Raw genomic sequence first — 21,757 nt, 5'->3', positions numbered from 1 at the left:
AAAGGTGCCTATAAGGATTTTCCGTTCTCCCTCAGAACCCGGTAGAATGGAACCGCCCCGATGATAGCAAAAACGTACTGGGTGAAGAACTTGTACACGAAGGCCATCGTTGCAGCCGCGGAAACGTCTCCGATGGCGAGGATAACGCCGAGTTCGTTCCCCCCGATCCCCCCGGGCGTTCCGAAAACACCCCCAAGAACCGTTGAGTAAGCCACTGCAATGAGCCCTTTCCCAATCGGAACCCGTACCCCAAAGGCCCCACCGGTGGCAACGAGGGCGAGGGCCAGGAACAGGGACTGGAGCGGGGCAACGGCAACGGCCCTGAGGAAGGCACTCCTATTGAGCTTGGCCCTCTTCCAGCCGAGGTAGAAGTTCCGTATCCACTCCTCCTTTCCTAAAAGCCGGAAGGGGAACGCCACGAGGGGATAAACGGAGTCCTCGTGAACGACGGCCCAGAGCAGGAAGAGAAGGGCCGGGAGGACCACGAGATCGCCAGATATCACCGCCACCACGCCACCGGGGAGAATCTCCAAAGCGGTTGCCAGGGCAATAACTCCCACCGACTGCCACCAGTTGGGGAGGGCGTACCTGGCCTTCACAATCCCGCCGAGGGCGGAGTTGAGGGTCATCGAGAGGTAGCTCCCGACGAGGTTGAGTTCGAGCAGTCTTTTGAAGGAGACCTCCCTGATCGATGACAGCAGGAAGTACCATATCGCGGTGTAGGCGAGGAACGCCAGAACCCCGAAAAGGAAGACTGCCGGAAAGCATGAGGGGTCAATCCTCGACCAGTCGATGGAACTCAGCTCCTTCCTCACCCTGTAGGCGAGAAAGAGGCCGAGGAAAAGAGTAAGGAAGAGGGAAAAGTACCTCCTGTTGAGCTTCACTTCCCGTCCTCCAGGAGTTTCCTTACGTAGCGGGGCATCTGGAAGAGGGTCTCGTGCCTCTCAGGATCGTAGTAGTAGAGGTCCAGCTTGCTGGCCCTCTCGACGTCTATCCTGGTGAAATCGACGTCACCCTTCACACCGACGAGGAAGCTCCAGGGCGAGGCGTAGCCGATGACGGGGAAGCTGAAGTAGTAAACCCTGTCGAAGACCTTCTTCATCGCCCTGTATGCATCGAGGAGCTCGTTGGTGAAGAGGTAGACGCTACCGGCCTGGGTGACGTAGAGGCCCCTTTCGTTGAGCTTCTCGTAGGCCGAGCGGTAGAACTCCTCGGAAAAGAGGAGCTTCGCCGGGCCGACGGGATCGGTTGAATCGACGATTATGACGTCAAAGCGCTCGTCGGTTTCTCTGAGGTACTTCACGCCGTCCCCGATTATGAGCTCGGCCCTCTCCTCCTCGCCCTTTATGAGGCGTTCGAGGAGATCCTTCGCAACGTCGAGGTAAAGGTAGGAAGCCTCAACGACCCCCTCGTCGATCTCAACCATCGTGGCCTTTTCGACGGTCTCGTGCCTGAGGACTTCCCTCAGGGTTCCTCCGTCCCCACCACCTATGACGAGAACCCTCCTGGGGTTCGGGTGCGCGAGCATAACCGGATGAACGAGCGCCTCGTGGTAGCTCTCCTCCCCAACCTCCACGAGCTGAACGGTGTCATCGAGAACCAGAAGCTTTCCAAATCCCTCGGTTTCATAGATCTCGAGCCTCTGGTAGTCTGTCTGAATCGCGAAGAGCCTCCTCTTGACCTTGAAAGCCACACCGTAGCCCCTCGGGTACCATTCGATGAAGGCACCCTCCATCTCGTTGAATCCCATGCTCACCACCACGTTTAGCTTAACCTCGGGGTTTTAAACCTATCTGGGCGGAACAAAGTTTATAAAACACCGCCCGCAAACCCGAGTGATGAGTGAAATCAAAATCAGGAAAGAGCTCTTTCAGAGGATCAAATCCCTCGCCGGGGAGATAGAAGACGGTCTGAGGTACGGGATCCCCCATCTCGTCGGCGAGATCGTTCTGGAAAGCGATGATCCGAGTGTTGAGCTCACGGTGACGGTCTTTTCCGGCTCGTCCCACTGGATCCTCCTGAGGGAGGGGAACTCGGTCTTGTTCATGATGCCGGTCGAGGGTTCAAACCCCAGGAAGGCGTTTCTGGATCTGTGGGCGTTCCTCAAAGGCAGGGGTGAGGGTAAAAGGCTAGAACCCGGGGTTACGATCAAAGGGGTCCTCAAGACCTTCCTCCAGAGGAGGGGCTACAACGTCATATGGATGAACGTGATGGGCGGGGAGAACAGCGGTTACGTCGAGGTTTTAGCCTCGAAGGGGGAAGCCAGGTACAGGATGACCTTCGAAAAAAGAAAGGCGGACGAGTTCGTCCTCATAGACATGGAGCGGCTTTAGTAGGGGAACATGACGACAGCAGCAACAACGGCGGCGGGCTTTTCCTTGACAGTTATCTCGGCTGAGACTGCCTTGAACTCTTTGAGCTTCCAGCCGCGAACTGCGAAGCCTTCCTCGACCATTTTCCTGACCATTTCTTCGGCCTCTTCCTTCGTGCAGTAGCCGGAATACTCGTAGATCAGGCCGCCTTGGTTGCCCTCGCTTATGCCGACGCCGAGCGCAGCGCTTATCGTCATCCCAGGCTCGTCGCTCTCGATGTGCGCGTAAACCGTCGGGAGGAGCATCCCTATCGGAACGTCGTGGACCTTCTCGATCCATTCTATGTGGGCGGGTATAACGCTGCTGAGCTTGACTAGATTAACGTTCCCTATGCCGAGCTTTAGAAGGGCGTTATCGAAAGCGTTGAGCTTCGTTCCTCCTTCTGCGGCAGCAGCACCCATGAAAGCCCTCTTGGGCGTCATCCAGCTCATCTTAACCACCCATCTCACTTTACAGCTACCCGTTCCCTCATCGCGGGACTTATAAACCTTTCCCACCCGAACGGCGGAGGAGGGAAAGGCCCCTGCCGATCGTTGCCGCGAGGAAAATGCCCCCGATGGACGTCAAAGCCGATATCGAGTAGAGCTCGCCGGTTAAGACGCCGTAGGAGTTTCCGAGGTCCGAGACGAGCAGGCCAAGGATCCCAAAGCTCACAAGCCCTGTGGCTTTGGCAATTGAGCTGACGAGCCTTCCGTCCCACGTCAGAACGACGGTCAGGAGGAAGCGGACGAAGTAGATGGCCAGGAAGAAGTAAACCGTCGCGAGGGTAACCTCAGCCCTGAAGTTCATCCCGCGCCAGGCGAAGAATATCGGGGCGAAGATGCCGTAGGTAACGCCGCTCAGGATCGTCTCAAGCCTCTCGTACTGCCTCGTTCCCACCAGATCGCTGTGGAGTATCAAACCGGCCAGGAAGGCACCTATCGTGAAGTGCATTCCAACTTCCTCGCTTATAAAGCCGAGCGTTGCCGCGAAGATCATGAAGGCCCCGAAGACGGCCTCGTCGCTCCTGAGGCGCCTGAGCTGAGTTACCAGCCAGACCTTGTGCTGTATTCCGATCTTGTAGTTGAGGTAGAGCACGCCGCCTATGAAGAGAACCTGCTTCACGACCGTTATCGCGAGATCCGCCGGATCGTGGGCCTCCTTGAAGTTGGCGAGTATGTACACGAGAACGAGTATGGCAACCTCGCTTATTATGGCGTACGAGAGGGCCACGTGGAGGTAGTCCTCACCGAAGAAGCGCTTTATCCGGACGACTATGGGGGCGCTGGCAACTGCAAGGATCGCGGCCGCGAGGACGTTTCCGGTGGACACAGAGTAGCCGGTGAAGGGCAGGGTTATGAAGAACATAACCGCGAGCGTCACTAGGTAAACGGGAAGGGCCTTTTTGCCGCCCATGCGGAGCTCCTCAGCGGTTATCTCAAGGCCCGCGAGGATCATGAGGAAAAATATTCCGAACTCGGCCAGGAGATCCATCTCGCTAACCGGAACGTTCCTGAGGAAGTAGCCGAGGAGAAGACCGGCAGTTATCTCGCCAACTATCCCCGGGTAGCCTATCCTCTCGAAGAGTTCAGCCAAAAACCTGCCCAGGGCTATGATGACGAGCACGTACCCGATGATCTGCATTACCAGCACCCGGATAAAGAAGTTAGGAAAACTTAAAAATTTTGAGGTCACCTAACGATAACGTTGAACTTGTTGAGGCTGATCTTGATGCCGTACTCCTTCTGTATGTCCCTGATCACGCGGAGTATCGTTTCCCTGACGTCCTGCTTGATCCTGTCCTCGTTCACCCCTGAGAACGAGCCGAAGAGGCCGCCTATCTCCTCCTTCATGAAAGATGCCTCGATGTCCACGTAGACGGTCGTTCCCTTGGCGTCCCAGTTGAGCTTGAGCCACTTGAACGTAACCCTCGGAATGAGCTTGAGCTCGGTGTGGAGCCTGTTCTTGAGCTCTTCCATAGCCGGCTCTATTCTGCTCCTCAGAAGGGCCTTCTCGCTTTCGCGCTTCTTCTCCTCCGTCAGGAAGGCCAGCTCCTCCACACCCGCCTGCTGGAGCAGCTTTTCGACTTCCTTCTCTATCTCCGCCTTTCTCTGGAGGATTTCGGCCGCCTTACCTGTTGCCGGCACCTTTGCGGATGGCTTTGCGGTCTCGGCCTTCTTTATGAAGTCCACCTCAACGTTGCGAACAGTCATGTACCTCTTCAACGTCCTTCCAAGTTCCTTCGTGTGCTTCGTGATGATGTCCCTGATTATCCTCGTGGCCTGGTCCTCGGGGAGTGACGTCTCGACGACGAGCTTCGCGTTCACCTCGAACTCCTTCCTGCCCGGAACGTCGAAGGTGGCGGCCTTGACGGCTATTCCCTGGCGCTCTATCTCGCCGACAACCGTCCTCACCATGGCGCTGAAGTAGGGCCAGACGTCCTCGAGAACCGCCAAAGTTAACCTGCCCTCCCTGTCGATCTTGCCGACCTTCTTCTTGTCCTTCTCCACGATCTCCTGCGGGGCCACTTCCTTTCCGTCGAGGATGACCTTTATCTCCTTGAGGATGGGCTTTATGTCCGCTATCCTGAGTATAACGGGGGCGTACTTGCTTATCGCGTGGAGCATTCTCTTCTCGGCAACTTCCCTCATCTGCCCCTCGCTGTGGCCGTATATGTGGACGTTGAGGTAAACGACACCCTCGGTGAGCTCACCGGAGTAAACGACCTTGTTTATCTGAAGGGTTCTGATCCTCTTAGCCTCTGAGATCAGGTGCTTCGTGTACTCCTTCAGGGCCTCCTCAAGGACCCCTCCGCCGGGGATTTCAATGACTATCTCGACTTCACCGGGCTTCTGCTTGGGCTTCTCCTGAACCGTCTCGGGCTTTTCGACGGGTTTCTCCGCGGGTTTCGGCGCGGGCTTGGGCTTTTCTTCCGGAACCGGCTTTTCGACCCTTGCCGGCGCCCCTCCGAAGAGCTCCTCTATCGTTACCTTGGGAGTTTTTGAGTAGATGTCAAGGTTTTCGGCTATCGAGAGCTTGACACCGATCTCATCGAGGGAATAGACGTCAACGACCATCGGATTGCCCATGAGCTCCCGGAAGAGGTTTATCGCGTCTTCGCCGATTATCTGGGCCCCGGATTCGAGGTCCTGTCCCTCGGCGGCCAGAACCTTGGTCCTGTCGAAGAGTATCGTAAAGTAGTACTTGGAGTTGCCCTTTTTACCGAAGACCTTCAGGAACGCCCCTCCAGACTGGGAAGCCGCGCTCTTGACTTCCTGGGCCAAATCCGAGGGAGATATCACGACAACGTTTTCCTTAAGGGGCCTTGTGTCAGGCAGCTTCATGATCTCACCATCTGATTGTTTATGGGCGACAGCTATATATATCCCAAACAGGATAATACGGGCGGTGCATCCCTCCCAATTTATGGGAACGTATCTATTTAAACGTTGTTGCTCACAGGTGATGATCATGCGCATCCTGATCCTCGGAGGAGGGAGCATAGGCAGACAGATCGCGGAAGCCCTTAAGGGAGAGTTTGAAATCACGATAGTGGAGAAGGACGAGCTCCGCGCGAAATCCCTTGAGGAGAGCGGTTTTAACGTCGTTCAGGGGGATTTTTCCTACACCGCAACCCTTCTGAAGGCGGGCGTTGACAAGGCCAACGTCGTCGTGATAACCACGAGAAACCTTGAGGCCGTGAAGAAGACCATCTACGTCATAAGGACCAACAACAAAGACGTCCCGATAGTGGCACTCCTGCCCGACGACATGCCAAAGGAGACGATGGAGGACATAATCCTCGAGGAGTTCGAGAAGGAGGTGAGGATAGACTACGGCATCTACCCCCAGAAGGCCATAACCGAGGCCTTCCTCAGGACGCTCTTCCAGCTCGGCGAGAAAAAGAACGCCCTCATGCTCTTCAAGAAGCTCAAGGAAATAAAAGAGAAAACCGACTCCCTTCTGATACTCACCCACAACAACCCCGACCCCGATGCCATCTCGTCCGCAGTCGCGCTGTCCCTCATAGCCCAGAGCGTCGGCCTGAAAACCACCATAGCACACGGGGGCGAGATAACCCACCACGAGAACCAGGCCTTCGTGAACCTTCTCGGAATAAACCTGAGGCGCGTTTCAAAGGGCTCCTACGAGATAAGAAAGCACAGCGCGATAGCGATAGTCGACGCCCAGCCGAATGGAAACCTGACGGTTCTCGAACCCGAGGACAGGGAGAAGATACAGATCCTGATAGACCACCACCAGATCTTCCAGCACCTCCACGAGCTCATTCCCAGAGACGCCTTCGTGGACATAAGGGAGGACGTTAAGGCGTCTGCCTCGATCCTCACCGAGTACATAAAGGCCCTCAACATACCCCTCTCCGAGACACTCGCCACGGCCCTCTTCTACGGCATATACACCGACACGAAGAAGTTCTCCCAGCTCAGCCAGGTCGACCTGAAGGCCGTTGAGTTCTTAGCGGGAAAGGTTAACCACGAGCTCCTGGACAGGATAGAGCACCCGGACATCTCAACCGAAACGGCGGAGATACTGGCGAGGGCGATACTCAACAGGAAGTCCTACAAGAACGTGGTTATATCCAACGTCGGGTTCATAAGGAACAGGGACGCCTTGGCCGAATCGGCCGATTTCCTCCTCAGGCTGGAGGGTATAAGCACTGTCCTCGTCTTCGGAATAGTCGACGACTACATAGAGATGTCCGCCAGGACGAGGGACGTGAGGGTGAACATAGGGGCGGTCATGAAAGAAGCCTTTGGAGAGATAGGGAGCGGGGGCGGTCACGCGACGATGGGAGGAGCGAGAATTCCCCTCGGCCTGTTCAAGCTCGCAAAGGACAAGAACTCCCTTCTAAAGCTGGCGGAGGAGGCCATAACCGAGAAGTTCCTGGAGGCGCTCAAGATAAAGGAGCAGGGCTGATGTGGGCTTGGCTGATCCCCCGCCTTCATCGATCGCCCTCGGCTTCCTCCGGCGGTCCGGAGGCCAAGCCCTGTCCGCCCGGCATCGTCCACGGGACCTCATCGGGAGCGAAAGCTCACTCCGTCCGGCGGGCCAACCGGGCGGGACCGTCGAAGAAAATTCTTCGGGGAAAATTTTAAGGTTTTCGCGGTTATAACCGTCGGGAATATCACTCCCGGTTCTTCATGCCGAAAATTATATAAAAGTTCCCTCAGACCGGGGTCTGCTAAAAGAAAAGGTGGTGACGCTCATGGTTGAGAAAGTCAGGAACATAGTCGTCGAGGAGCTCGTTAGAACCCCCGTTGAAATGCAGAAGGTTGAGCTGGTCGAGAGAAAGGGAATAGGCCACCCGGACAGCATAGCCGACGGCATAGCCGAGGCCGTCAGCAGGGCTCTAAGCAGGGAGTACATAAAGAGGTACGGCATCATACTCCACCACAACACCGACCAGGTTGAAGTCGTTGGCGGTAGGGCCTACCCCCAGTTCGGCGGCGGTGAGGTCATCAAGCCGATCTACATCCTCCTCTCTGGAAGGGCCGTTGAGCTCGTTGACAGGGAGGAGTTCCCCGTTCACCAGGTCGCGATTAAAGCGGCAAAGGACTACCTCAGAAAGGCCGTGAGGCACCTCGACATCGAGAACCACGTCATCATCGACTCCCGCATAGGGCAGGGAAGCGTTGACCTCGTCGGCGTTTTCAACAAGGCCAAGGAGAACCCGATTCCGCTCGCGAACGACACTTCCTTTGGAGTTGGCTACGCCCCGCTCAGCGAGACCGAGAGGATAGTCCTAGAGACCGAAAAGCTGCTCAACAGCGACGAGTTCAAGAAGAAGTGCCCGGCCGTTGGTGAGGACATAAAGGTCATGGGCCTCAGAAAGGGCGACGAGATCGACCTCACCATAGCCGCGGCCATAGTGGACAGCGAGGTCTCGAACCCGGACGACTACATGGCCGTTAAGGAGGAGATCTACGAGGCGGCAAAGGGCATAGTTGAGGAGCACACCCAGAGGCCGACCAAGATATTCGTGAACACCGCCGACGACCCGAAGAACGGCATCTACTACATAACCGTTACCGGAACGAGCGCGGAAGCCGGAGACGACGGCAGCGTTGGCAGAGGAAACCGCGTCAACGGTCTCATCACCCCGAACAGGCACATGAGCATGGAAGCCGCGGCCGGAAAGAACCCAGTTTCCCACGTCGGAAAGATCTACAACCTCCTCTCGATGCTCATCGCCAACGACATAGCGGAGCAGGTCGAGGGCGTGCAGGAGGTCTACGTCAGGATACTGAGCCAGATAGGAAAGCCCATCGACGAGCCCCTCGTCGCGAGCATACAGATAATCCCGAAGAAGGGCTACTCCATAGACGTCCTCCAGAAGCCGGCCTACGACATAGCCGATGCCTGGCTCGCGGACATAACGAAGATCCAGAAGATGATCTTAGACGACAAGCTCAACGTCTTCTGATTGCGTTTCCTTTATCATCGCCATTATTTTTCTGTGGAGAGCTTTAATCAGCTCCCTCCTGTCTTCCATCAGAACCACGTCGCTCGAGCCTATTGCCTCAAGGTTGAAGGCGAAGGGACTGGGAACGGCGTTCCTCTGGAAGACCACCCTTATCTTCCCCTCGCGGACCCAGCTCAGGAAGGACTCCGCGTTTTCCACGTCCATCTTGTCTTCCATAATCTCGCGGTAGACCTCCTTCAGGAGCGGGAAGTCGGGATAGTTCTCCTTGAGCACCTTGAGTAGCGAGACCGCCATGACCTGTTGCCTGCCGAGCCTCTTGCTCCTCCCGACGTAGCGCCTCAAAATTAGCAACCCGCGGTTGGCGACGTGGCGGAAGCGCCTCTTCAACAGCTCGGTGTTGTCCAAGGCTCTCTTCAGCGTTTCCCTCAGGTCATCAACCTCGAAAAGCTCCATCACCTCCTTCTCGCTCAGCTCAACCTCCGGCGGAAGGAGCAAAGCGAAGCCGTTGTCGTTTATCGCTATCCCGACGTTGCAGTTCTTTTTCTTGCTCACGAGGTAGGCGAAGGCCCTGCTTAAAGCATCGTTGGCGCGCCTCCCTATGAGCGTGTGGAAGAAGTAGCGGTTCCGCTTTCCGGGAACGAACTCAACAAGGACCGTCTCGTCATCCGGAACTATTGAATACCTCGCCTGCTCGCGGAAGTAAGCGATTATGGCGCGCGAGGCCTTTTCATCTATCCCGTATTTCCTCATCAACCTTTTAACGGCGTCCTTCCTGTTGAGTAAGCTCTTAACCTCCCTCCTGAAGCGCTGAATATCCACCGCTAAATCGAAGCTTAAAGGCAACATCTCCGAGAACCACGCCGGAATAGTCGGCTTAGCACCTTCGCGCGGGATGACGTAGAGCTTGTTTCCACGGCTCTTGACGAACTCGTAGGTTCTTCCAGCTAAGACGAAGATGTCGCCGGGCATCAGCCTCTCGGCGAACTCCTCCTCAACTGTGCCTATTAGCTTTTTGTCCATTGTGTAAACCCTGATTTTGGCCTCATCGGGAATCGTGCCGACGTTCATGTAGTAAATCGCCCTCGTCATCTTTCCGCGCTTTCCGAACTTCCCGTCCTCCAGCCATATCTTGGCGTAAACCTTCCGCTCCTCCAGTCCGGCATATTCTCCGGCCAAGTACCTCAAAACACTCATGAAGTCCTCGAAGGGCAAATCCCTGAAGGGATAGGCCCTTCTGATGACGCGGTAAGCTTCATCAACCTCCCATACTCTGTTCAGGGCCATTCCGAGGAGGTGTTGAGTTAAGACGTCGAGCGGTTCTTTGGAATTCTGACGCGGTCTAAGCGCCTGTTCCTCGCGTTGTGCGCCAGAACGGTGACCTCGACCAGGTCATCTCTATCGAGAGCCAAAATAACTCCCTTGCTGACCTCGTGTAGCCTGTGGCCGGCCCTCCCTATTCTCTGTAAAGCGCGATTCACGCTCTTCGGCGAGCCGATTAGAACAACTAAGTCAATCGTTCCAATGTCTATCCCGAGCTCAAGGCTCGTTGAGCTGTTTTTTGAGACGAAGCCATTGACAACGTAGTTCCCTGTTTTGGAGTTCAATATGCCATAGGCATCGGCGATGAAAACAGATTCAACGGATTCAATTCTATCAAAGAAAACGTCTCCCTCAGCGAGTTTTCTAAGCTCCTCGATTTCGGGGATTACGCCTTCCACCTTCCCCTCTCCTGCAACTCTCTCATAAAAATTGAGGAGTTTCACCAAGTTTCTTCTGCTGATTTCACGGGTTCCGAGTTCGACTTTCACAGGATTATAAAAGCCAGCCTTTTGAAGCATGTACGAGGTAATGCCAAGAGTTTCTCGAAGCTTCCTCAGGCGTTTGCCGATTCCTGGGATTACATCATGGTTGGAGTATCCTTCCACAGGGATTTCCTTTATCTTTCTAAGCCCTGGGCGCCAAGGTTCAACTAGTTCCGCAAATTTCCTGAGGTACTCTCCTCCCAAGATAGCAACAGTGTAAGACGTCCCGGTCTTTCTTATCTCCCTGCCCCTAAAGAATTGCCGTTCATTATAATGTCTTCTCCTGATGGAGGCAACGATTCCGAGCTGAAGCAAGAGATTTCGTATCCCCTCGGCGAACTCGGGGTTGAACGTAGCGAAGCCCGCTGAATACACTCGCTTGCCTTCTTTTATCTCAAGGTATCCATCACCATCGAAATATCCCGAGAGAAACTGAGCTTTGTGCTCCTTTGGAAGGCGGTAGAGTATCTCTGGAAATCTGCCGTTGAGGGATTTCTTGCCCCCATTCCCAACGAACTCTCTGAACATGTGAAAAAGAACGTTAAAGGAAAGCTCAAGAGAGTATGTATTCTCGTTTTGCTTTCTTATGCTCCCCTCGATTCCGAGCTCCTCTTTGGCGAGCTTGGCATAATGCTTAAGCATGTCCAAATCGCTGGAGAACAGCGTTACCGTGCCATCTTTCCACGAACCATCGGCAATCCAGAAACCGAGCAATCGAGCCAGCCCAGGTGTGAACCTCTTCGGCAATTCATAGCTGTTTTTGTCGGAAGTTATCCTCACCACGTCGCTTTCGTCAAGGGTCATTCCAACTTCCTGGAGGACTACTTTTAGTTTGCTCCACCTAAATGGATACTCCCCTAGGAGTTGCTTCGATAAGTAGCTTCCACTCATGCCTAGCTTTCTTGCAAAAGCGTTAATTGAACAGAATTTAGTCTGAATGTTCTTCTTCAGCTCCCTTAGAAATTCAGTTCGAAGGTGCAGGTATGCGGAGTCCGGGAGGATTTCAAAAATGGGAACTTCTTCATCAGGACTTGGCAACCTGCGCAGAACTCCAACGTAATCACCCGGTTTAAGCTTCTCAACCTCAACCCAGGTGAGCTTTCCATCCTTTATCGTCAGGAACTTATGTTCTCGTGTGGCTTCAACTTCAAAGCCGAGCCTTGTCTTAAGCTTGACACCAGTCGAGTTGTATTCGATTCTGTGAGTTCCCCCAAACTCAACAAAACGACTCCTTGATTCTTTAACTCCCACGATTTCCTCATCTACACTAAGACCGTCAATTCTTCTAATGCCTCTGGAGGTAATAATTTTGGAATGACCCGGAACGCACACTACTGCTTTTAACTCGCCCCTCTTCAGCTTCTCCTCAACGTCCAGCCTAACCTCGCGCGACAGGCTTGAGTGGTGCGCCTCTATTAGGCCTTCAAACTCGGGATAGCGCTTCTTCAGGTTGAAGGCAACCCTCTCGGCACCGCTCCTCGTGTTGGTGAATATCAGCGTCGTCCTGTGCTCCCTGATAAGCTCTGCCAGTCTCCTGTAGAGCGCCTCGCTCAGCGCTCCGGCAGGAGTGTAGATTAGGTCCTCGACGACGCTCTCGACCTTTATTTCGGTCTGCTTGGCGAAGCTTACGTCAACGATGAGACCTGGCCTCGGCTCCCCGTCGTCATCGAAGCCGAAGACGAACTTCGCTATCTCCTCGAGCGGGTGTATCGTCGCACTGAGGCCGATTCTCACGAACCTCTCCTCGGCCATCTCCTGAAGTCTCTCAACGCTCAAAGCCAGGTGAGAACCGCGTTTGTTCTCGGCCAAAGCATGAACCTCGTCTATGATAAGGTACTTAACCGTCTTCAGTCTCTCGCGGAACTTGGGGGCGTTTAGAGCTATCGCAAGGCTCTCCGGGGTGGTTATCAGAATGTGGGGAGGTTTCTTCACCATCTTGCTCTTCTCGTAGCTCGACGTGTCGCTCGTCCTTATGCCGACGCGAATTTCGGGCAAATCGTAGCCGAGCTCCTTTGCCACTTCCTTGATTTCGGCCAAGGGCCCCTCCAGGTTGCGCTTTATATCGTTATTGAGAGCTCTCAACGGTGAGACGTAGAGGACGTAGATTTTATCCTCGAGTTTGCCCTCCTTCCCGAGGAGAATCAGCTCGTTTATAGCCGAGAGGAAAGCGGAGAGCGTTTTTCCAGAGCCGGTCGGCGAGGAGATGAGAACGTTCTCGCCTTTGTGAATCTCCATAACCGCGTAGCGCTGTGGGGGCGTGAAGCTCCCGAACTTTCGCCTGAACCACTCCCTAACCGGCTCGCTGAGGATTGAGAATATCTCCTCGTCCGAATACTCTTTTCTCGCCCACCTTATCCTTTTCTCCGCCATCGGCCACCCGTTGCACTTTCGGTTTTTAAACTATTCGGTTGGTTAAGCAAACTTTTTAAGTGAGCTTGGCGAACTAAATCCGGTGGGAGAATGGAGGTCGAGGAGAAGCTCAGGAAGGTTCTCGATGAGTTCAACCGCCTTCACGGCAGCGAGGCCAGAGCGAGGATTCTAAAGCTCGAGGGAGACGAGGCCATCATAGAGTTCGAGGGCTCCTTCTGCGCCACCTGCGGGCTGTACGACTACTTCGACGACATCAAGTGGGAGGCGATGGATTTGGGCCTTGAGCTTGAGCCGGTCGAGGTCCTTGAGGCAGAGGAAGACGAGTTCGAGCACGGCCGCTATGTCGTGAGATACAGGCTCGGGAAGAAACCAAAGCTCGAGATCGGGCAGTAGAGGGCGAAATGCTACAATAGGGCCCTCAGCGTTTTCTTCAGTTTTCCTAGCTCGCCGAAATCGAGGAGCTCGTTCTCAAGGGGGACTATGACTCTCATCGAGTCCGTCTCGAACTTTCTCAGGAAGGGGGAAACTATCTCCCTTGTTACGTCGTTTCCGTAGGCCCAGGGGCTGAAGGCGGGGAGGACTATCAGCTCGTCACCCCTCAGGAAGATGGGAACCTTAACGCTCGCCCCAACCTCGTCCCTCAGCCTTATCGCAGGATGCTCGTGGCCTATGATGAAGCGCTCGCCCTCCTCGAGCCTGTGTCCGTGGAGGACCGTCCACCCGGCCAGCTCAAGGGAATCGACTATCTCAACTCCCAGCTCCCGGAGCCAGGTTATCCCCACGTCGTGGTTGCCCCTGACGAGGATTATCTCATCCACGAGCCCCTCGATCCCTTCAAAGAACGCCCTGAGCTCCCGCCTTTCCCGTCTGACCGGGACGAAGGAGTGCTTGAGGTCGCCGTTTATCACGAGCCTCCGAAACTTCCCGGCGAGCAGCAGAGATCTCAGATCCGCCACCATCTTTCGGAGAAGGCTTGGGACGTAGTTTCCCTCCTCTGCCATGGCCGCCTCAAAGCCGACGTGAAGATCGGCAACGAGCAGGGTTGACCCGATTCTCAAGGCCTTTTGGGGGAGGAGCTCAACGCGCATGAAAAAAGGTGGGAAGGGGATTTAAAAGCCTTCACTCGAGCACGAGCTCAACCCAGTTCTCCCTTCCCAGCTTGTAAACCCTGACGAGCCCCCTCTCCTCGAGCCTCTTGAACATTCTCCATGCCGTTGTCTTGGGCAGACCGAGGGCTTCCCTGACCTTGGACTGCGGAGCCTTGCCGCCGTTCTCGAGGAGGAATATCAGCGCACCCCTCTCGTCATCGTTGAGATCCTCCATGGCCTCTATCTTCTCCCGGAACTTCCTGAGGGCCTCCGGGTTCTGACTTCGATGCCCTTCCTTCCTCCTGATGTAGGCATACCCCAGGGCCACGCCGATGAGCAGGATCGGGATCAGGAGCCACGTTCCCACGGATCCGCCTCCCCCCTGAGTACCAGGGGTCGTTGAGGTCGTCGTTGTGGTTGTTGTGGTAGTGGTTGTGCTGGAAGTCGTTGTTGAGGTGGTAGTCGTTGAGGTGGTAGTTGTGGAGGACGTAGGGCCTGAACCGCCACCTGGTGAGGTGGTAGTTGTAGTCGTTGTGGAGGTCGTCGTGGGGGGAGAGGTCGCTGTGGTTGTGGTCGTTGTGGTAGTGGTCGTGGTTTCCATGGGTATTATGTAAGAGACGCTCACGTTTCCGGCGGGCATGACTATCACGTTGCCCCTGATCTCAAGGGGGATGTCGCTCAGATCAACGATAACCGAATTCCTGGGGAGGGTTATCTCGACGGGGACGGGGCTCTGAAGGGAAACTGTCCATATCGGGCCGTCCTTGGAGGTTAGATCGGGGGTGTAGTAGGAGAGCCTCACCAGACTGGCGTTTCCGAAGTAGACCGTGACGTTGCTTCCGTTCACCTCGGCGGGGAGGACGTTGCCGTCCTGGTCCACCGCAAGAAGGCCCTCGACGTGGCTCCCTAGCAGGGGAACCTCCAGGACAACGCTGTAGTTCACGGTCGATACCGTCTCGTTTACGAGAACGTAGCCGTCCTCATAGACCTTTAGGGACAGCGAGACGACCGACTGGGCCCCCGCGGAAGCTGCGAGGGAAAGCACCAGCATGAGCGCGACGATGAAAGCTGCTTTAAGCCTCATCCTTCATCCCTCAAAGCTCTCTATCCAGACGACGATTAAAAACGTAACCCAAAAAATGAGAGAGGGTCAGTGGCCGCGCTCTCCCTTCTCGTGGTGGGAGTGGAAAGAGCCCCTGCGGTGATCCCGCTCCACCGGCCAGTATATCCTGTGGTCCTTGTGTATCCACCTGAGGTGCACCGCACTCCTGATGAGCTTGGGCGTTGATTCCTTTATGAGGTGGAGCGCCTCAACGTACTTGCCCTCCCTGACGAGCTGGTCCACCCTGATCCTGAGCTGGTTGAGCTCCTGGGTGAGGTTGTCGATGGCGGTCGTGTTGAAGCCCGGAACGTTCCTCATCCTCTCGAGGGCCCTTATCATCATCTCAAGCCTCCAGTCAAAGGCCCTCGCTATCCTGTCGGCCTTCTTGATCGCGAACTGCATCTGGAGTCTCTCGAGCTCCATGTCGAGCTGTTTCCTGAGCTCCCTAGCACGCTCGAGGTCTGGACCAAGGGCAGTGTCGTTGGTCCTCAGATCCCGGAGGACCTTGAGATAGGCCGCGCGGGTCTGGTTCAGGAGCACGGTTACGTTGGAAACGTTCAGGCCGTGCATCTCGGCAGCTCTGATGAGCATTCTGACGTGCCCGAAGTAACAGTGCATCCTCATGACCTCTGCCCTGATCCGGATCATTTCCCTCATCAGCTCGGGTTCGATGCCGAACCTTACGCTCCTTATGACGTCTCTGTAAGCCTTCATCGCCAGTATCGCGGTGTGAAGGGACTCCCTGTATCTTCCCTCGGCGTAAAGGGTCCTGGCCTCGTCCGTGAGGTTGAGGGCCCTCTCGTAGAGCTCCATCGTTTCGGCACTGATGTTCTCGGTCCCGTTGATCAGAGAGGCAGTGTAGTTCTGAAGCCTCTCAAGGTTTCTGAGCATTACCTCCGCGGCAACCCGGGTGGCGTTTGCACTCTGGTTCAGCGTGGAGTTCGTGACGACACTGGAGTCGGTGCCGGAGCTCTCGGCCGTCACAGTGTAGACCGGAACGAGTGAAAGCACTATCAGGATGATAACGAACCACACCTTCAGCTTCCCCATCATATCTCATCACCTGTTGTGGGTTTGGAGGAAGTTCTATATGAGGGATGCGGCGGGAATGGGAAGGGAAAAACGTTTCAAATCGTTCCATTTGCCCAAAATACCCAGAACGGCGTTTCAATTACACGGATTGAGCATATTAAGCCCGTACTACCCCAACTCCCAGATTCCCGTCCCTTTCCATGAATCCCCTCCGGGGCACGATAAAGTTCATAAAGGCCGGCGAGAATGAACGTAAAAAGGCGGTGAAGGAGATGCCCGGAGGAATGGGATGGGGCAGGGGACGGGGAAGGAGAAGGAAGATGAGGATGATCGGCTTCATTCCGCAGGTCAAGCACTTCTACCCGGCCCTCCCACCGATGGTCCCCCCTAAACCGCCCATATTCATGAGCTACGAGGAGTTCGAGGCCCTAAGGCTCGTGGATTACGAGGGACTGACCCAGGAGGAAGCTGGGAAGAGGATGGGCGTTTCCAGGGGCACCGTCTGGAGAGCGCTCAGCTCGGCCAGAAAAAAGGTCGCCCAGATGATAGTGGAAGGAAGGGAACTCGTAATCCTCCCCCAGGGAAACGAGGCCCCAAAAATGGAGGAGTGATCAGCCAAGGATCTCCCGGGCTATTCTCTCGGCTATCTCCCTGAGCGCTTTGCTCGCAGGGCTGTCGGGGAAGGCCTCGACAACAGGTTTAAGCATCGCCATGCTCCTCGGTATCGCTTTGTCGTAGGGGACCTCGCCGATAACCGGAATCCCCTCCGCCTCGGCCCACTCCCTAAGGGCGGTAAAGCCCGGGTTCAGGTCGGCCTTGTTGATTATCAGGTAAGCCGGCTCCCGGAAGTGCTGGACGACCTTGTAGGCACGCTGAACGTCGCTGAGCGATGCCGGCGTCGGTTCGGCGATGAGTATCGCAACGTCCGCCCCTCCGAGGCTCGCTATGACCTGACAGCCTATGCCGGCGGCCGAATCAACGATCATGTGTTCCAGGTTGAGCTCTTCCATAAGCTTCTTCGCCCACTCCTTCTCCTCGGTGACGAGCTTGCCGCTCTCGGGCCTGCCGACGTCGAGCTGGGCCGAGATTATCGGAAAGCCGTACTTGGTGGTTGCCTTTCTGATGACTCCAGAGCGGGCCTGCTCAAGGGTTATAGTGCCCGGAACCGGACAAACTAAACCGCAGACGTTGCAGCCCTCGCAGGTGAGCTCGTTGACAACGTAGTTGCCGTCCTCGTCGATGTAGATGCTCTCGTAGGGGCATCTTTCATAGCAGATCCCACAGCGGATGCAGCTTTCGGGGTTTATCCTGGCGACCTTGGCACCTATGTGCTCCCTCTCCTCCTCCCACTCCTCAACGCCGAGGAGCAGGCCGAGGTTCGGCGCTTCGGCATCTGCATCCACCGCGATGAGCCTGTATTTATCCTTTAGGAAGTAGAGGAGCGAAGCCGTTATCGTGCTCTTTCCAACGCCGCCCTTGCCGCTCGCAATGGCCAGCTGCATCACTCACCACCTCCGAGGAATTCGGCCACCTTCTCAGCTAACTCGCGGAAGATCCTCGCCTCGGGGGCATCTTCTAAAACGATGGGCCTTCCCGAGACGTAGCTTTTCACTATGGCCTCGCTGTATGGGATCTCCGCGACGACCTCAGCACCATAGCTTTCAGCTATCTCCCTGACCTTCCCGACGTCGCCGAGGTCGGAGCGGTTGATCACGACCCAGGTCTTGAGGCCCATCAGCTTTCCGAGCTTCAGTATGAGCTCCGTGTCGTGGATTCCGAGCGGGGTTGGCTCGGTAACCGCTATCAGGAGCTTTGACCCCTCGATCGCCTTTGAAACCGTGTTCCCGGTTCCTGCGGCCGTGTCAACGAGGAGAAGACCACCGTTCCTCCGCTGTATCTCAAGGGCTTTTCTCTTCGCAACGACGACCAGGGGCATCGAGCGCTCCTCGCCTTCCCTCAGCTTCCCGGTGACGAGGGTGAAGCCGTAGGGCGTTTCCGTTACGTAGGTGTGGCCGATCAGCCTGGAGCCCTCGAGTATTGCCCCCGGAACCGGACAGACTATCTCGCAGGCCCGACAGCCCGAGCAGAGGGTCGGCATCAGGAAGGGCGTTCCGTCCTTCAGGGTGATTATCGCGTGCTCCTCGCAAACCTCGGCGCACTTCCTGCACTTGGTGCACTTGGAGTAATCAAAGCGCGGCATGAACTGGTTCACCGGCTCTTCGTTGGCCAGCTCAACGCCGAGCAGAAGGTGATCGTTCGGTGCCTCCACGTCGAGATCCGCCATTGTAAGGTCAGTTCCAAGGGATTTAAGGGCGACCGCGAGGTTTACCGCAACTGTTGATTTCCCCGTGCCACCTTTTCCTCCGCTAACCGCTATCTGCAAGCTCTCACCTCCGGAATTAGGGGAGCCGAATTGCTTTTAAGGTTTGTGCATAAGCACAGCCCTCAGCGGAACTCCCTGCTCCTCAGCTTTCTCATGTAAAATCTCCTGCCGTTGTACTCAAGCTCTATGAGCTTCCCCTCGTTGATTAGCTTCTCAACGACGCTCCAATCGGCGTTCGCCTTCCTGAGGAGCTCTTTAAGCGCGTCTTCCCTCATGGGGTGGACAGAGGTTATGCTCAGTATGTCCTCTTCCACGTTCCCCGTGAAGGCGAAGGCGTTGCCCTCGTAGCCGATGAGGTACTCAACTCTGTCCTCTCCCAGCGCCCCCGCGAATATCTGGAAGGCCCGGTTTATGGTCTCTTCACTCGCGGGCCGGACCCATGGCTCGGCAGGCGGCCTGGTGGGGACCGCTATGTACGCAACGTCCGGGTTAAGCCGGGACAGGAACTCGGCGATCCTTTCGAGCTCGTCCCCGTACTCAACTCCATCGATGAGCATCGTCTCCGTCACGAGCCTGCCGTCGAACGACTCCCGGAACTCCAGCATTCCCTCTAAGATCTCGTCGAGTTCCAGCGCCTTGTGGGGCCTGTCTATCCTCCTCCACAGGGGTTCGCTTACCGCATCGAGCTTGAGGGAGACGAAATCAAAGGCAAGAAGGTCGCTCCTAACGTCTTCGCGCCAGAGGAGGGAGGAGTTGGTCAGTATTGCGAGGGGGACGCCCAGATCGCGGAGGAGCTCCGCCTCGACGCCGAGGTTCGAATCGAGCGTTGGCTCACCGTCCGGAACGAACGTGATGTAGTCTATCCTCTCTCCCCTTTCGCGGGCTTCATCAACCTTTTCGCTGACCTCTTCAAAGATGATGACGGGATCGTAGAAGGGCCTCCTCTCTATCTCCATCCTGAGGGTTCTGCCGATCTGGCAGTAAACGCAGGCGTAGCTGCAGACCTTGTCGGGAATGTTGTTGACACCGAGGCTCCTGCCAAGCCTCCTTGAAGGAACTGGACCGAAGGCTATCATACCACCACCGAATTAGGTTGCCCTAAAAACGTATAAACCTAACGAAATCACTGAGAAGAGGACGCGATGACCGGTAGGAGCTTGTAGGTGTTTCCGTTAATGAGGGAGCGCAGGAACCTCTCAAAGCTCTCCATCTCGGCCTCGTCCTCAAATTCAACCTTCGCTATGAAGTCGTACTCTCCGTAGAGCCAGCTCCCCTCAACGGGGATCTTCCTCAGCACCTCGTCCCTAACCCCCCAGACGAGGAGTATCGCCTCCATGTCACCACCGCTCCATTGCAGGAAGACCGCCAATAAAACGTTTTCTAAAGATTTTCCGTCTTTATGCCAAATTCTCGATCAAATTTCGATCCAAAACCGGCGCGGTGACGGAAGGCCTTTAAGGAACGGAGCGTAGGCCGATCGGTGAAGGCCATGAAGGCTGTGTTCTTCGACTTCGTGGGCACGCTCATAACGAAGGCTGGAGAAAACAGAACCCACCTTAACATCATCAGGGAAGTCCTCAGGAGAAGCGGAAGGGAGGATCTCGATCCCGTGGCGATCTGGGAGGAGTACGAGGGGGAAAGCTCGGCCCTCTTTAAGGAGCTGGCCGGCAAACCCTACGTGAAAATAAGGGAAGTGGACACGGAAGCCCTCAGGCGCGTTGCTGAACGGCACGGCTTCGCGGTTCCGGAGGACTTCTGGGAGATAAGCCTTGAGATGCACGCGCGGCACGGCGAGCTCTTTCCCGACGCGGTCGAGACGATAAAGGCCCTCAAAGAGCTCGGCCTTCACGTGGGCATAATCACGGATTCGGACAACGATTACATAGAGCACCACCTGAAGGCTTTGGGCATCTACGAGCTCTTTGACAGCGTAACGACGAGCGAGGAGGCGGGGTTCTACAAGCCCCACCCGAGGCCGTTTCAGCTCGCCCTTGAGAAGGCCGGAATCCGCCCGGAGGAAGCGCTCTACGTCGGGGACAACCCGGCGAAGGACTGCACCGGGGCCAAAAACGTGGGGATGGTGAGCGTTCTCCTCGATCCAAGCGGCGGGAAGAGAGAGCTGTGGGGCAACTGCGACTTCGTGGTTTCCCGCCTGAAGGACGTTCTCGACATCGTTAAGGGGCTCGAAGAGTGACCAAAAACTATTTTTAACTTTTCGATGAAGATCTTAAGGTGATATCATGAGGCCGAATGTGGCCGTCCTCTTCAAGATGAAGAGCAAACCCCTTGAGGAACTCAAGAAATGGGCGGACGTTGACGTTATCCTCTACCCGAGCGTTGAGGAGCTTAAAGAGGTCATTGGGAAGTACGACGGGCTGATAGTTTCCCCGCTCAACCCGGTTCCCGGCGAAGTCCTTGAGAAAGCTGAAAGGCTGAAGGTCATAAGCTGTCATTCAGCAGGCTACGACCACGTTGACGTCGAGACTGCAACCAAGAAGGGAATCTACGTCACCAAAGTGGCCGGCGTTCTCAGCGAGGCGGTAGCGGAGTTCGCCGTCGGCTTAACGGTAGCGCTTCTGAGAAAAATCGCCTACGCCGACAGGTTCATAAGGGCTGGAAAGTGGGACTCCCACAGGACTGTCTGGAGCGGTTTCAAGGGCATCGAGACGGTTTACGGCAAAAAGATTGGAATCCTCGGTATGGGGGCGATAGGAAAGGCAATAGCGCGGAGAATGAAGGCGATGGGGACGGAGATACTCTACTGGTCGCGCTCGAGAAAGTTAGACATCGAGGAGGAAGTTGGTGCGAGGTACCTTCCCCTTGACGACGTGCTGAGGGAGAGCGACATAGTGATTTTAGCTCTCCCAGCGACGAAGGAAACCTACCACATCATCAACGAAGAGCGATTGGAGCTCCTTGAGGGCAAGTACCTGGTGAACATCGGGCGCGGAACCCTCGTCGATGAAGAGGCCCTCGTTAAGGCCCTCAAAGATGGTAAGCTGAAGGGCTACGCGACCGACGTCTTTGAGAACGAGCCGGTTCAGGAGCACGAGCTTTTCGACTACGAGTGGGAGACTGTTTTAACGCCCCACTACGCCGGCCTCTCAAAGGAGGCTATGGAGGACATGGGGTTCCAGGCCGTAAGAAACCTTCTGGCCGTTCTGCGCGGTGAGGTTCCGGAGACGCTCGTGAACCGCGAAGTCCTTAAGGTTCGCCCTCCGGAAGAGGTAAAGATGCTCTGAGG

Annotated in this window: 21 protein-coding genes; 7 read left to right on the top strand and 14 right to left on the bottom strand. The window is 55.8% G+C overall.

Annotated elements, in window-relative coordinates:
- Nucleotides 1-8: 8 nt before the first annotated feature.
- Both TAM4_RS11055 and speE read right to left on the bottom strand, forming a co-directional pair.
- The gene (locus TAM4_RS11055; protein WP_014123315.1) at nt 9-884 is read right to left on the bottom strand and encodes a lysylphosphatidylglycerol synthase domain-containing protein; all 876 of its coding nucleotides are present in this window, start codon (nt 882-884) and stop codon (nt 9-11) included.
- Nucleotides 881-1,750 carry a polyamine aminopropyltransferase gene (gene speE / locus TAM4_RS11050; RefSeq protein WP_014123314.1) on the bottom strand — a complete coding sequence of 290 codons (870 nt, stop codon included), beginning with the start codon at nt 1,748-1,750 and terminating at the stop codon, nt 881-883. Before speE ends, TAM4_RS11055 begins: the two co-directional genes overlap by 4 nt.
- 88 nt (nt 1,751-1,838) lie before the next feature.
- Here speE and TAM4_RS11045 point away from each other — a divergent pair, with 88 nt between their 5' ends.
- Nucleotides 1,839-2,333, top strand: coding sequence for a hypothetical protein (locus tag TAM4_RS11045; RefSeq protein ID WP_014123313.1), 495 nt, complete (start codon nt 1,839-1,841; stop codon nt 2,331-2,333).
- On the opposite strand, the gene TAM4_RS11040 is transcribed toward TAM4_RS11045, so the two are convergent.
- Genes TAM4_RS11040 through TAM4_RS11030 form a run of 3 tightly spaced genes read right to left on the bottom strand, consistent with a single transcriptional unit; the run spans nt 2,330 to nt 5,695 of the window.
- A complete protein-coding gene (locus TAM4_RS11040) occupies nt 2,330-2,803 on the bottom strand; it encodes a pyruvoyl-dependent arginine decarboxylase (protein ID WP_014123312.1) in 474 nt (157 codons plus the stop codon). The genes TAM4_RS11045 and TAM4_RS11040 overlap by 4 nt on opposite strands.
- Nucleotides 2,804-2,852: 49 nt before the next feature.
- Entirely contained in the window at nt 2,853-3,995 is a 1,143-nt protein-coding gene (locus TAM4_RS11035) for a cation:proton antiporter (RefSeq protein ID WP_048150724.1), read from the bottom strand.
- A gap of 47 nt (nt 3,996-4,042) precedes the next feature.
- On the bottom strand, nt 4,043-5,695 hold the full coding sequence (locus TAM4_RS11030) for a DUF2226 domain-containing protein (protein WP_014123310.1): 1,653 nt from the start codon (nt 5,693-5,695) through the stop codon (nt 4,043-4,045).
- 127 nt (nt 5,696-5,822) lie between these two features.
- Here TAM4_RS11030 and TAM4_RS11025 point away from each other — a divergent pair, with 127 nt between their 5' ends.
- Nucleotides 5,823-7,289: a DHH family phosphoesterase gene (locus TAM4_RS11025; protein ID WP_014123309.1), complete on the top strand. Its 1,467-nt coding sequence runs from the start codon at nt 5,823-5,825 to the stop codon at nt 7,287-7,289.
- Between the two features lie 289 nt (nt 7,290-7,578).
- Nucleotides 7,579-8,796 (top strand): methionine adenosyltransferase, encoded by a 1,218-nt coding sequence (locus TAM4_RS11020; RefSeq protein ID WP_014123308.1) that lies wholly within the window; start codon nt 7,579-7,581, stop codon nt 8,794-8,796.
- Here the strand turns inward: TAM4_RS11020 and TAM4_RS11925 are convergent.
- On the bottom strand, nt 8,770-10,080 hold the full coding sequence (locus tag TAM4_RS11925) for an ATP-dependent helicase (RefSeq protein ID WP_014123307.1): 1,311 nt from the start codon (nt 10,078-10,080) through the stop codon (nt 8,770-8,772). The genes TAM4_RS11020 and TAM4_RS11925 overlap by 27 nt on opposite strands.
- 17 nt (nt 10,081-10,097) lie before the next feature.
- Nucleotides 10,098-12,968: a DEAD/DEAH box helicase gene (locus tag TAM4_RS11015; protein WP_014123306.1), complete on the bottom strand. Its 2,871-nt coding sequence runs from the start codon at nt 12,966-12,968 to the stop codon at nt 10,098-10,100.
- Nucleotides 12,969-13,058: 90 nt separating this feature from the next.
- On the opposite strand from TAM4_RS11015, the gene TAM4_RS11010 reads away from it, so the two are divergent.
- Complete coding sequence (locus TAM4_RS11010; RefSeq protein WP_014123305.1) at nt 13,059-13,361, top strand: hypothetical protein; 303 nt, start codon at nt 13,059-13,061, stop codon at nt 13,359-13,361.
- Nucleotides 13,362-13,372: 11 nt separating this feature from the next.
- Here TAM4_RS11010 and TAM4_RS11005 read toward each other — a convergent pair whose 3' ends face one another.
- From TAM4_RS11005 to TAM4_RS10995, 3 genes are all read right to left on the bottom strand, one after another.
- The gene (locus tag TAM4_RS11005) at nt 13,373-14,056 is read right to left on the bottom strand and encodes a metallophosphoesterase (RefSeq protein ID WP_014123304.1); all 684 of its coding nucleotides are present in this window, start codon (nt 14,054-14,056) and stop codon (nt 13,373-13,375) included.
- Nucleotides 14,057-14,087: 31 nt separating this feature from the next.
- On the bottom strand, nt 14,088-15,140 hold the full coding sequence (locus TAM4_RS11000; protein ID WP_014123303.1) for a winged helix-turn-helix transcriptional regulator: 1,053 nt from the start codon (nt 15,138-15,140) through the stop codon (nt 14,088-14,090).
- Nucleotides 15,141-15,206: 66 nt separating this feature from the next.
- A complete protein-coding gene (locus TAM4_RS10995) occupies nt 15,207-16,211 on the bottom strand; it encodes a hypothetical protein (RefSeq protein WP_014123302.1) in 1,005 nt (334 codons plus the stop codon).
- A gap of 251 nt (nt 16,212-16,462) precedes the next feature.
- Between TAM4_RS10995 and TAM4_RS10990 the strand changes: the two genes are divergently transcribed.
- Nucleotides 16,463-16,801 carry a DUF134 domain-containing protein gene (locus tag TAM4_RS10990; protein ID WP_048150720.1) on the top strand — a complete coding sequence of 113 codons (339 nt, stop codon included), beginning with the start codon at nt 16,463-16,465 and terminating at the stop codon, nt 16,799-16,801.
- On the opposite strand, the gene TAM4_RS10985 is transcribed toward TAM4_RS10990, so the two are convergent.
- The 4 genes from TAM4_RS10985 to TAM4_RS10970 all read right to left on the bottom strand — a co-directional run bounded on the left by TAM4_RS10985 (nt 16,802) and on the right by TAM4_RS10970 (nt 19,849).
- Nucleotides 16,802-17,692 carry a P-loop NTPase gene (locus TAM4_RS10985; protein ID WP_014123300.1) on the bottom strand — a complete coding sequence of 297 codons (891 nt, stop codon included), beginning with the start codon at nt 17,690-17,692 and terminating at the stop codon, nt 16,802-16,804. It abuts the gene before it with no gap.
- Nucleotides 17,692-18,573 carry a P-loop NTPase gene (locus TAM4_RS10980; RefSeq protein ID WP_014123299.1) on the bottom strand — a complete coding sequence of 294 codons (882 nt, stop codon included), beginning with the start codon at nt 18,571-18,573 and terminating at the stop codon, nt 17,692-17,694. Before TAM4_RS10980 ends, TAM4_RS10985 begins: the two co-directional genes overlap by 1 nt.
- A gap of 62 nt (nt 18,574-18,635) precedes the next feature.
- Nucleotides 18,636-19,589 carry a radical SAM protein gene (locus tag TAM4_RS10975; protein ID WP_014123298.1) on the bottom strand — a complete coding sequence of 318 codons (954 nt, stop codon included), beginning with the start codon at nt 19,587-19,589 and terminating at the stop codon, nt 18,636-18,638.
- 47 nt (nt 19,590-19,636) lie between these two features.
- Nucleotides 19,637-19,849, bottom strand: coding sequence for a hypothetical protein (locus TAM4_RS10970; protein WP_014123297.1), 213 nt, complete (start codon nt 19,847-19,849; stop codon nt 19,637-19,639).
- A gap of 153 nt (nt 19,850-20,002) precedes the next feature.
- On the opposite strand from TAM4_RS10970, the gene TAM4_RS10965 reads away from it, so the two are divergent.
- Together TAM4_RS10965 and TAM4_RS10960 are read left to right on the top strand one after the other, a co-directional pair.
- Nucleotides 20,003-20,707, top strand: a complete 705-nt coding sequence (locus tag TAM4_RS10965) for an HAD family hydrolase (RefSeq protein ID WP_014123296.1) — start codon at nt 20,003-20,005, stop codon at nt 20,705-20,707.
- 46 nt (nt 20,708-20,753) lie between these two features.
- Nucleotides 20,754-21,755 carry a 2-hydroxyacid dehydrogenase gene (locus TAM4_RS10960; RefSeq protein WP_014123295.1) on the top strand — a complete coding sequence of 334 codons (1,002 nt, stop codon included), beginning with the start codon at nt 20,754-20,756 and terminating at the stop codon, nt 21,753-21,755.
- Nucleotides 21,756-21,757: the final 2 nt, after the last annotated feature.

This window comes from Thermococcus sp. AM4 (genome assembly GCF_000151205.2).
Lineage (GTDB): Archaea > Methanobacteriota_B > Thermococci > Thermococcales > Thermococcaceae > Thermococcus.
This window is presented reverse-complemented; position numbering and strand designations above follow the sequence as displayed.

Bases quoted from the DNA above. Each gene is read 5' to 3' on its own strand.
- TAM4_RS11020 (WP_014123308.1), top strand. From the start codon at position 7,579: ATGGTTGAGAAAGTCAGGAACATAGTCGTCGAGGAGCTCGTTAGAACC.
- TAM4_RS11030 (WP_014123310.1), bottom strand. From the start codon at position 5,695: ATGAAGCTGCCTGACACAAGGCCCCTTAAGGAAAACGTTGTCGTGATA.
- TAM4_RS11035 (WP_048150724.1), bottom strand. From the start codon at position 3,995: ATGCAGATCATCGGGTACGTGCTCGTCATCATAGCCCTGGGCAGGTTT.
- TAM4_RS11005 (WP_014123304.1), bottom strand. From the start codon at position 14,056: ATGCGCGTTGAGCTCCTCCCCCAAAAGGCCTTGAGAATCGGGTCAACC.
- speE (WP_014123314.1), bottom strand. From the start codon at position 1,750: ATGGGATTCAACGAGATGGAGGGTGCCTTCATCGAATGGTACCCGAGG.
- TAM4_RS11040 (WP_014123312.1), bottom strand. From the start codon at position 2,803: ATGAGCTGGATGACGCCCAAGAGGGCTTTCATGGGTGCTGCTGCCGCA.
- TAM4_RS10975 (WP_014123298.1), bottom strand. From the start codon at position 19,589: ATGATAGCCTTCGGTCCAGTTCCTTCAAGGAGGCTTGGCAGGAGCCTC.
- TAM4_RS10995 (WP_014123302.1), bottom strand. From the start codon at position 16,211: ATGATGGGGAAGCTGAAGGTGTGGTTCGTTATCATCCTGATAGTGCTT.
- TAM4_RS10965 (WP_014123296.1), top strand. From the start codon at position 20,003: ATGAAGGCTGTGTTCTTCGACTTCGTGGGCACGCTCATAACGAAGGCT.
- TAM4_RS10960 (WP_014123295.1), top strand. From the start codon at position 20,754: ATGAGGCCGAATGTGGCCGTCCTCTTCAAGATGAAGAGCAAACCCCTT.
- TAM4_RS11000 (WP_014123303.1), bottom strand. From the start codon at position 15,140: ATGAGGCTTAAAGCAGCTTTCATCGTCGCGCTCATGCTGGTGCTTTCC.
- TAM4_RS11015 (WP_014123306.1), bottom strand. From the start codon at position 12,968: ATGGCGGAGAAAAGGATAAGGTGGGCGAGAAAAGAGTATTCGGACGAG.
- TAM4_RS11045 (WP_014123313.1), top strand. From the start codon at position 1,839: ATGAGTGAAATCAAAATCAGGAAAGAGCTCTTTCAGAGGATCAAATCC.
- TAM4_RS11925 (WP_014123307.1), bottom strand. From the start codon at position 10,080: ATGGCCCTGAACAGAGTATGGGAGGTTGATGAAGCTTACCGCGTCATC.
- TAM4_RS10985 (WP_014123300.1), bottom strand. From the start codon at position 17,692: ATGCAGCTGGCCATTGCGAGCGGCAAGGGCGGCGTTGGAAAGAGCACG.
- TAM4_RS10970 (WP_014123297.1), bottom strand. From the start codon at position 19,849: ATGGAGGCGATACTCCTCGTCTGGGGGGTTAGGGACGAGGTGCTGAGG.
- TAM4_RS11025 (WP_014123309.1), top strand. From the start codon at position 5,823: ATGCGCATCCTGATCCTCGGAGGAGGGAGCATAGGCAGACAGATCGCG.
- TAM4_RS10990 (WP_048150720.1), top strand. From the start codon at position 16,463: ATGCCCGGAGGAATGGGATGGGGCAGGGGACGGGGAAGGAGAAGGAAG.
- TAM4_RS11010 (WP_014123305.1), top strand. From the start codon at position 13,059: ATGGAGGTCGAGGAGAAGCTCAGGAAGGTTCTCGATGAGTTCAACCGC.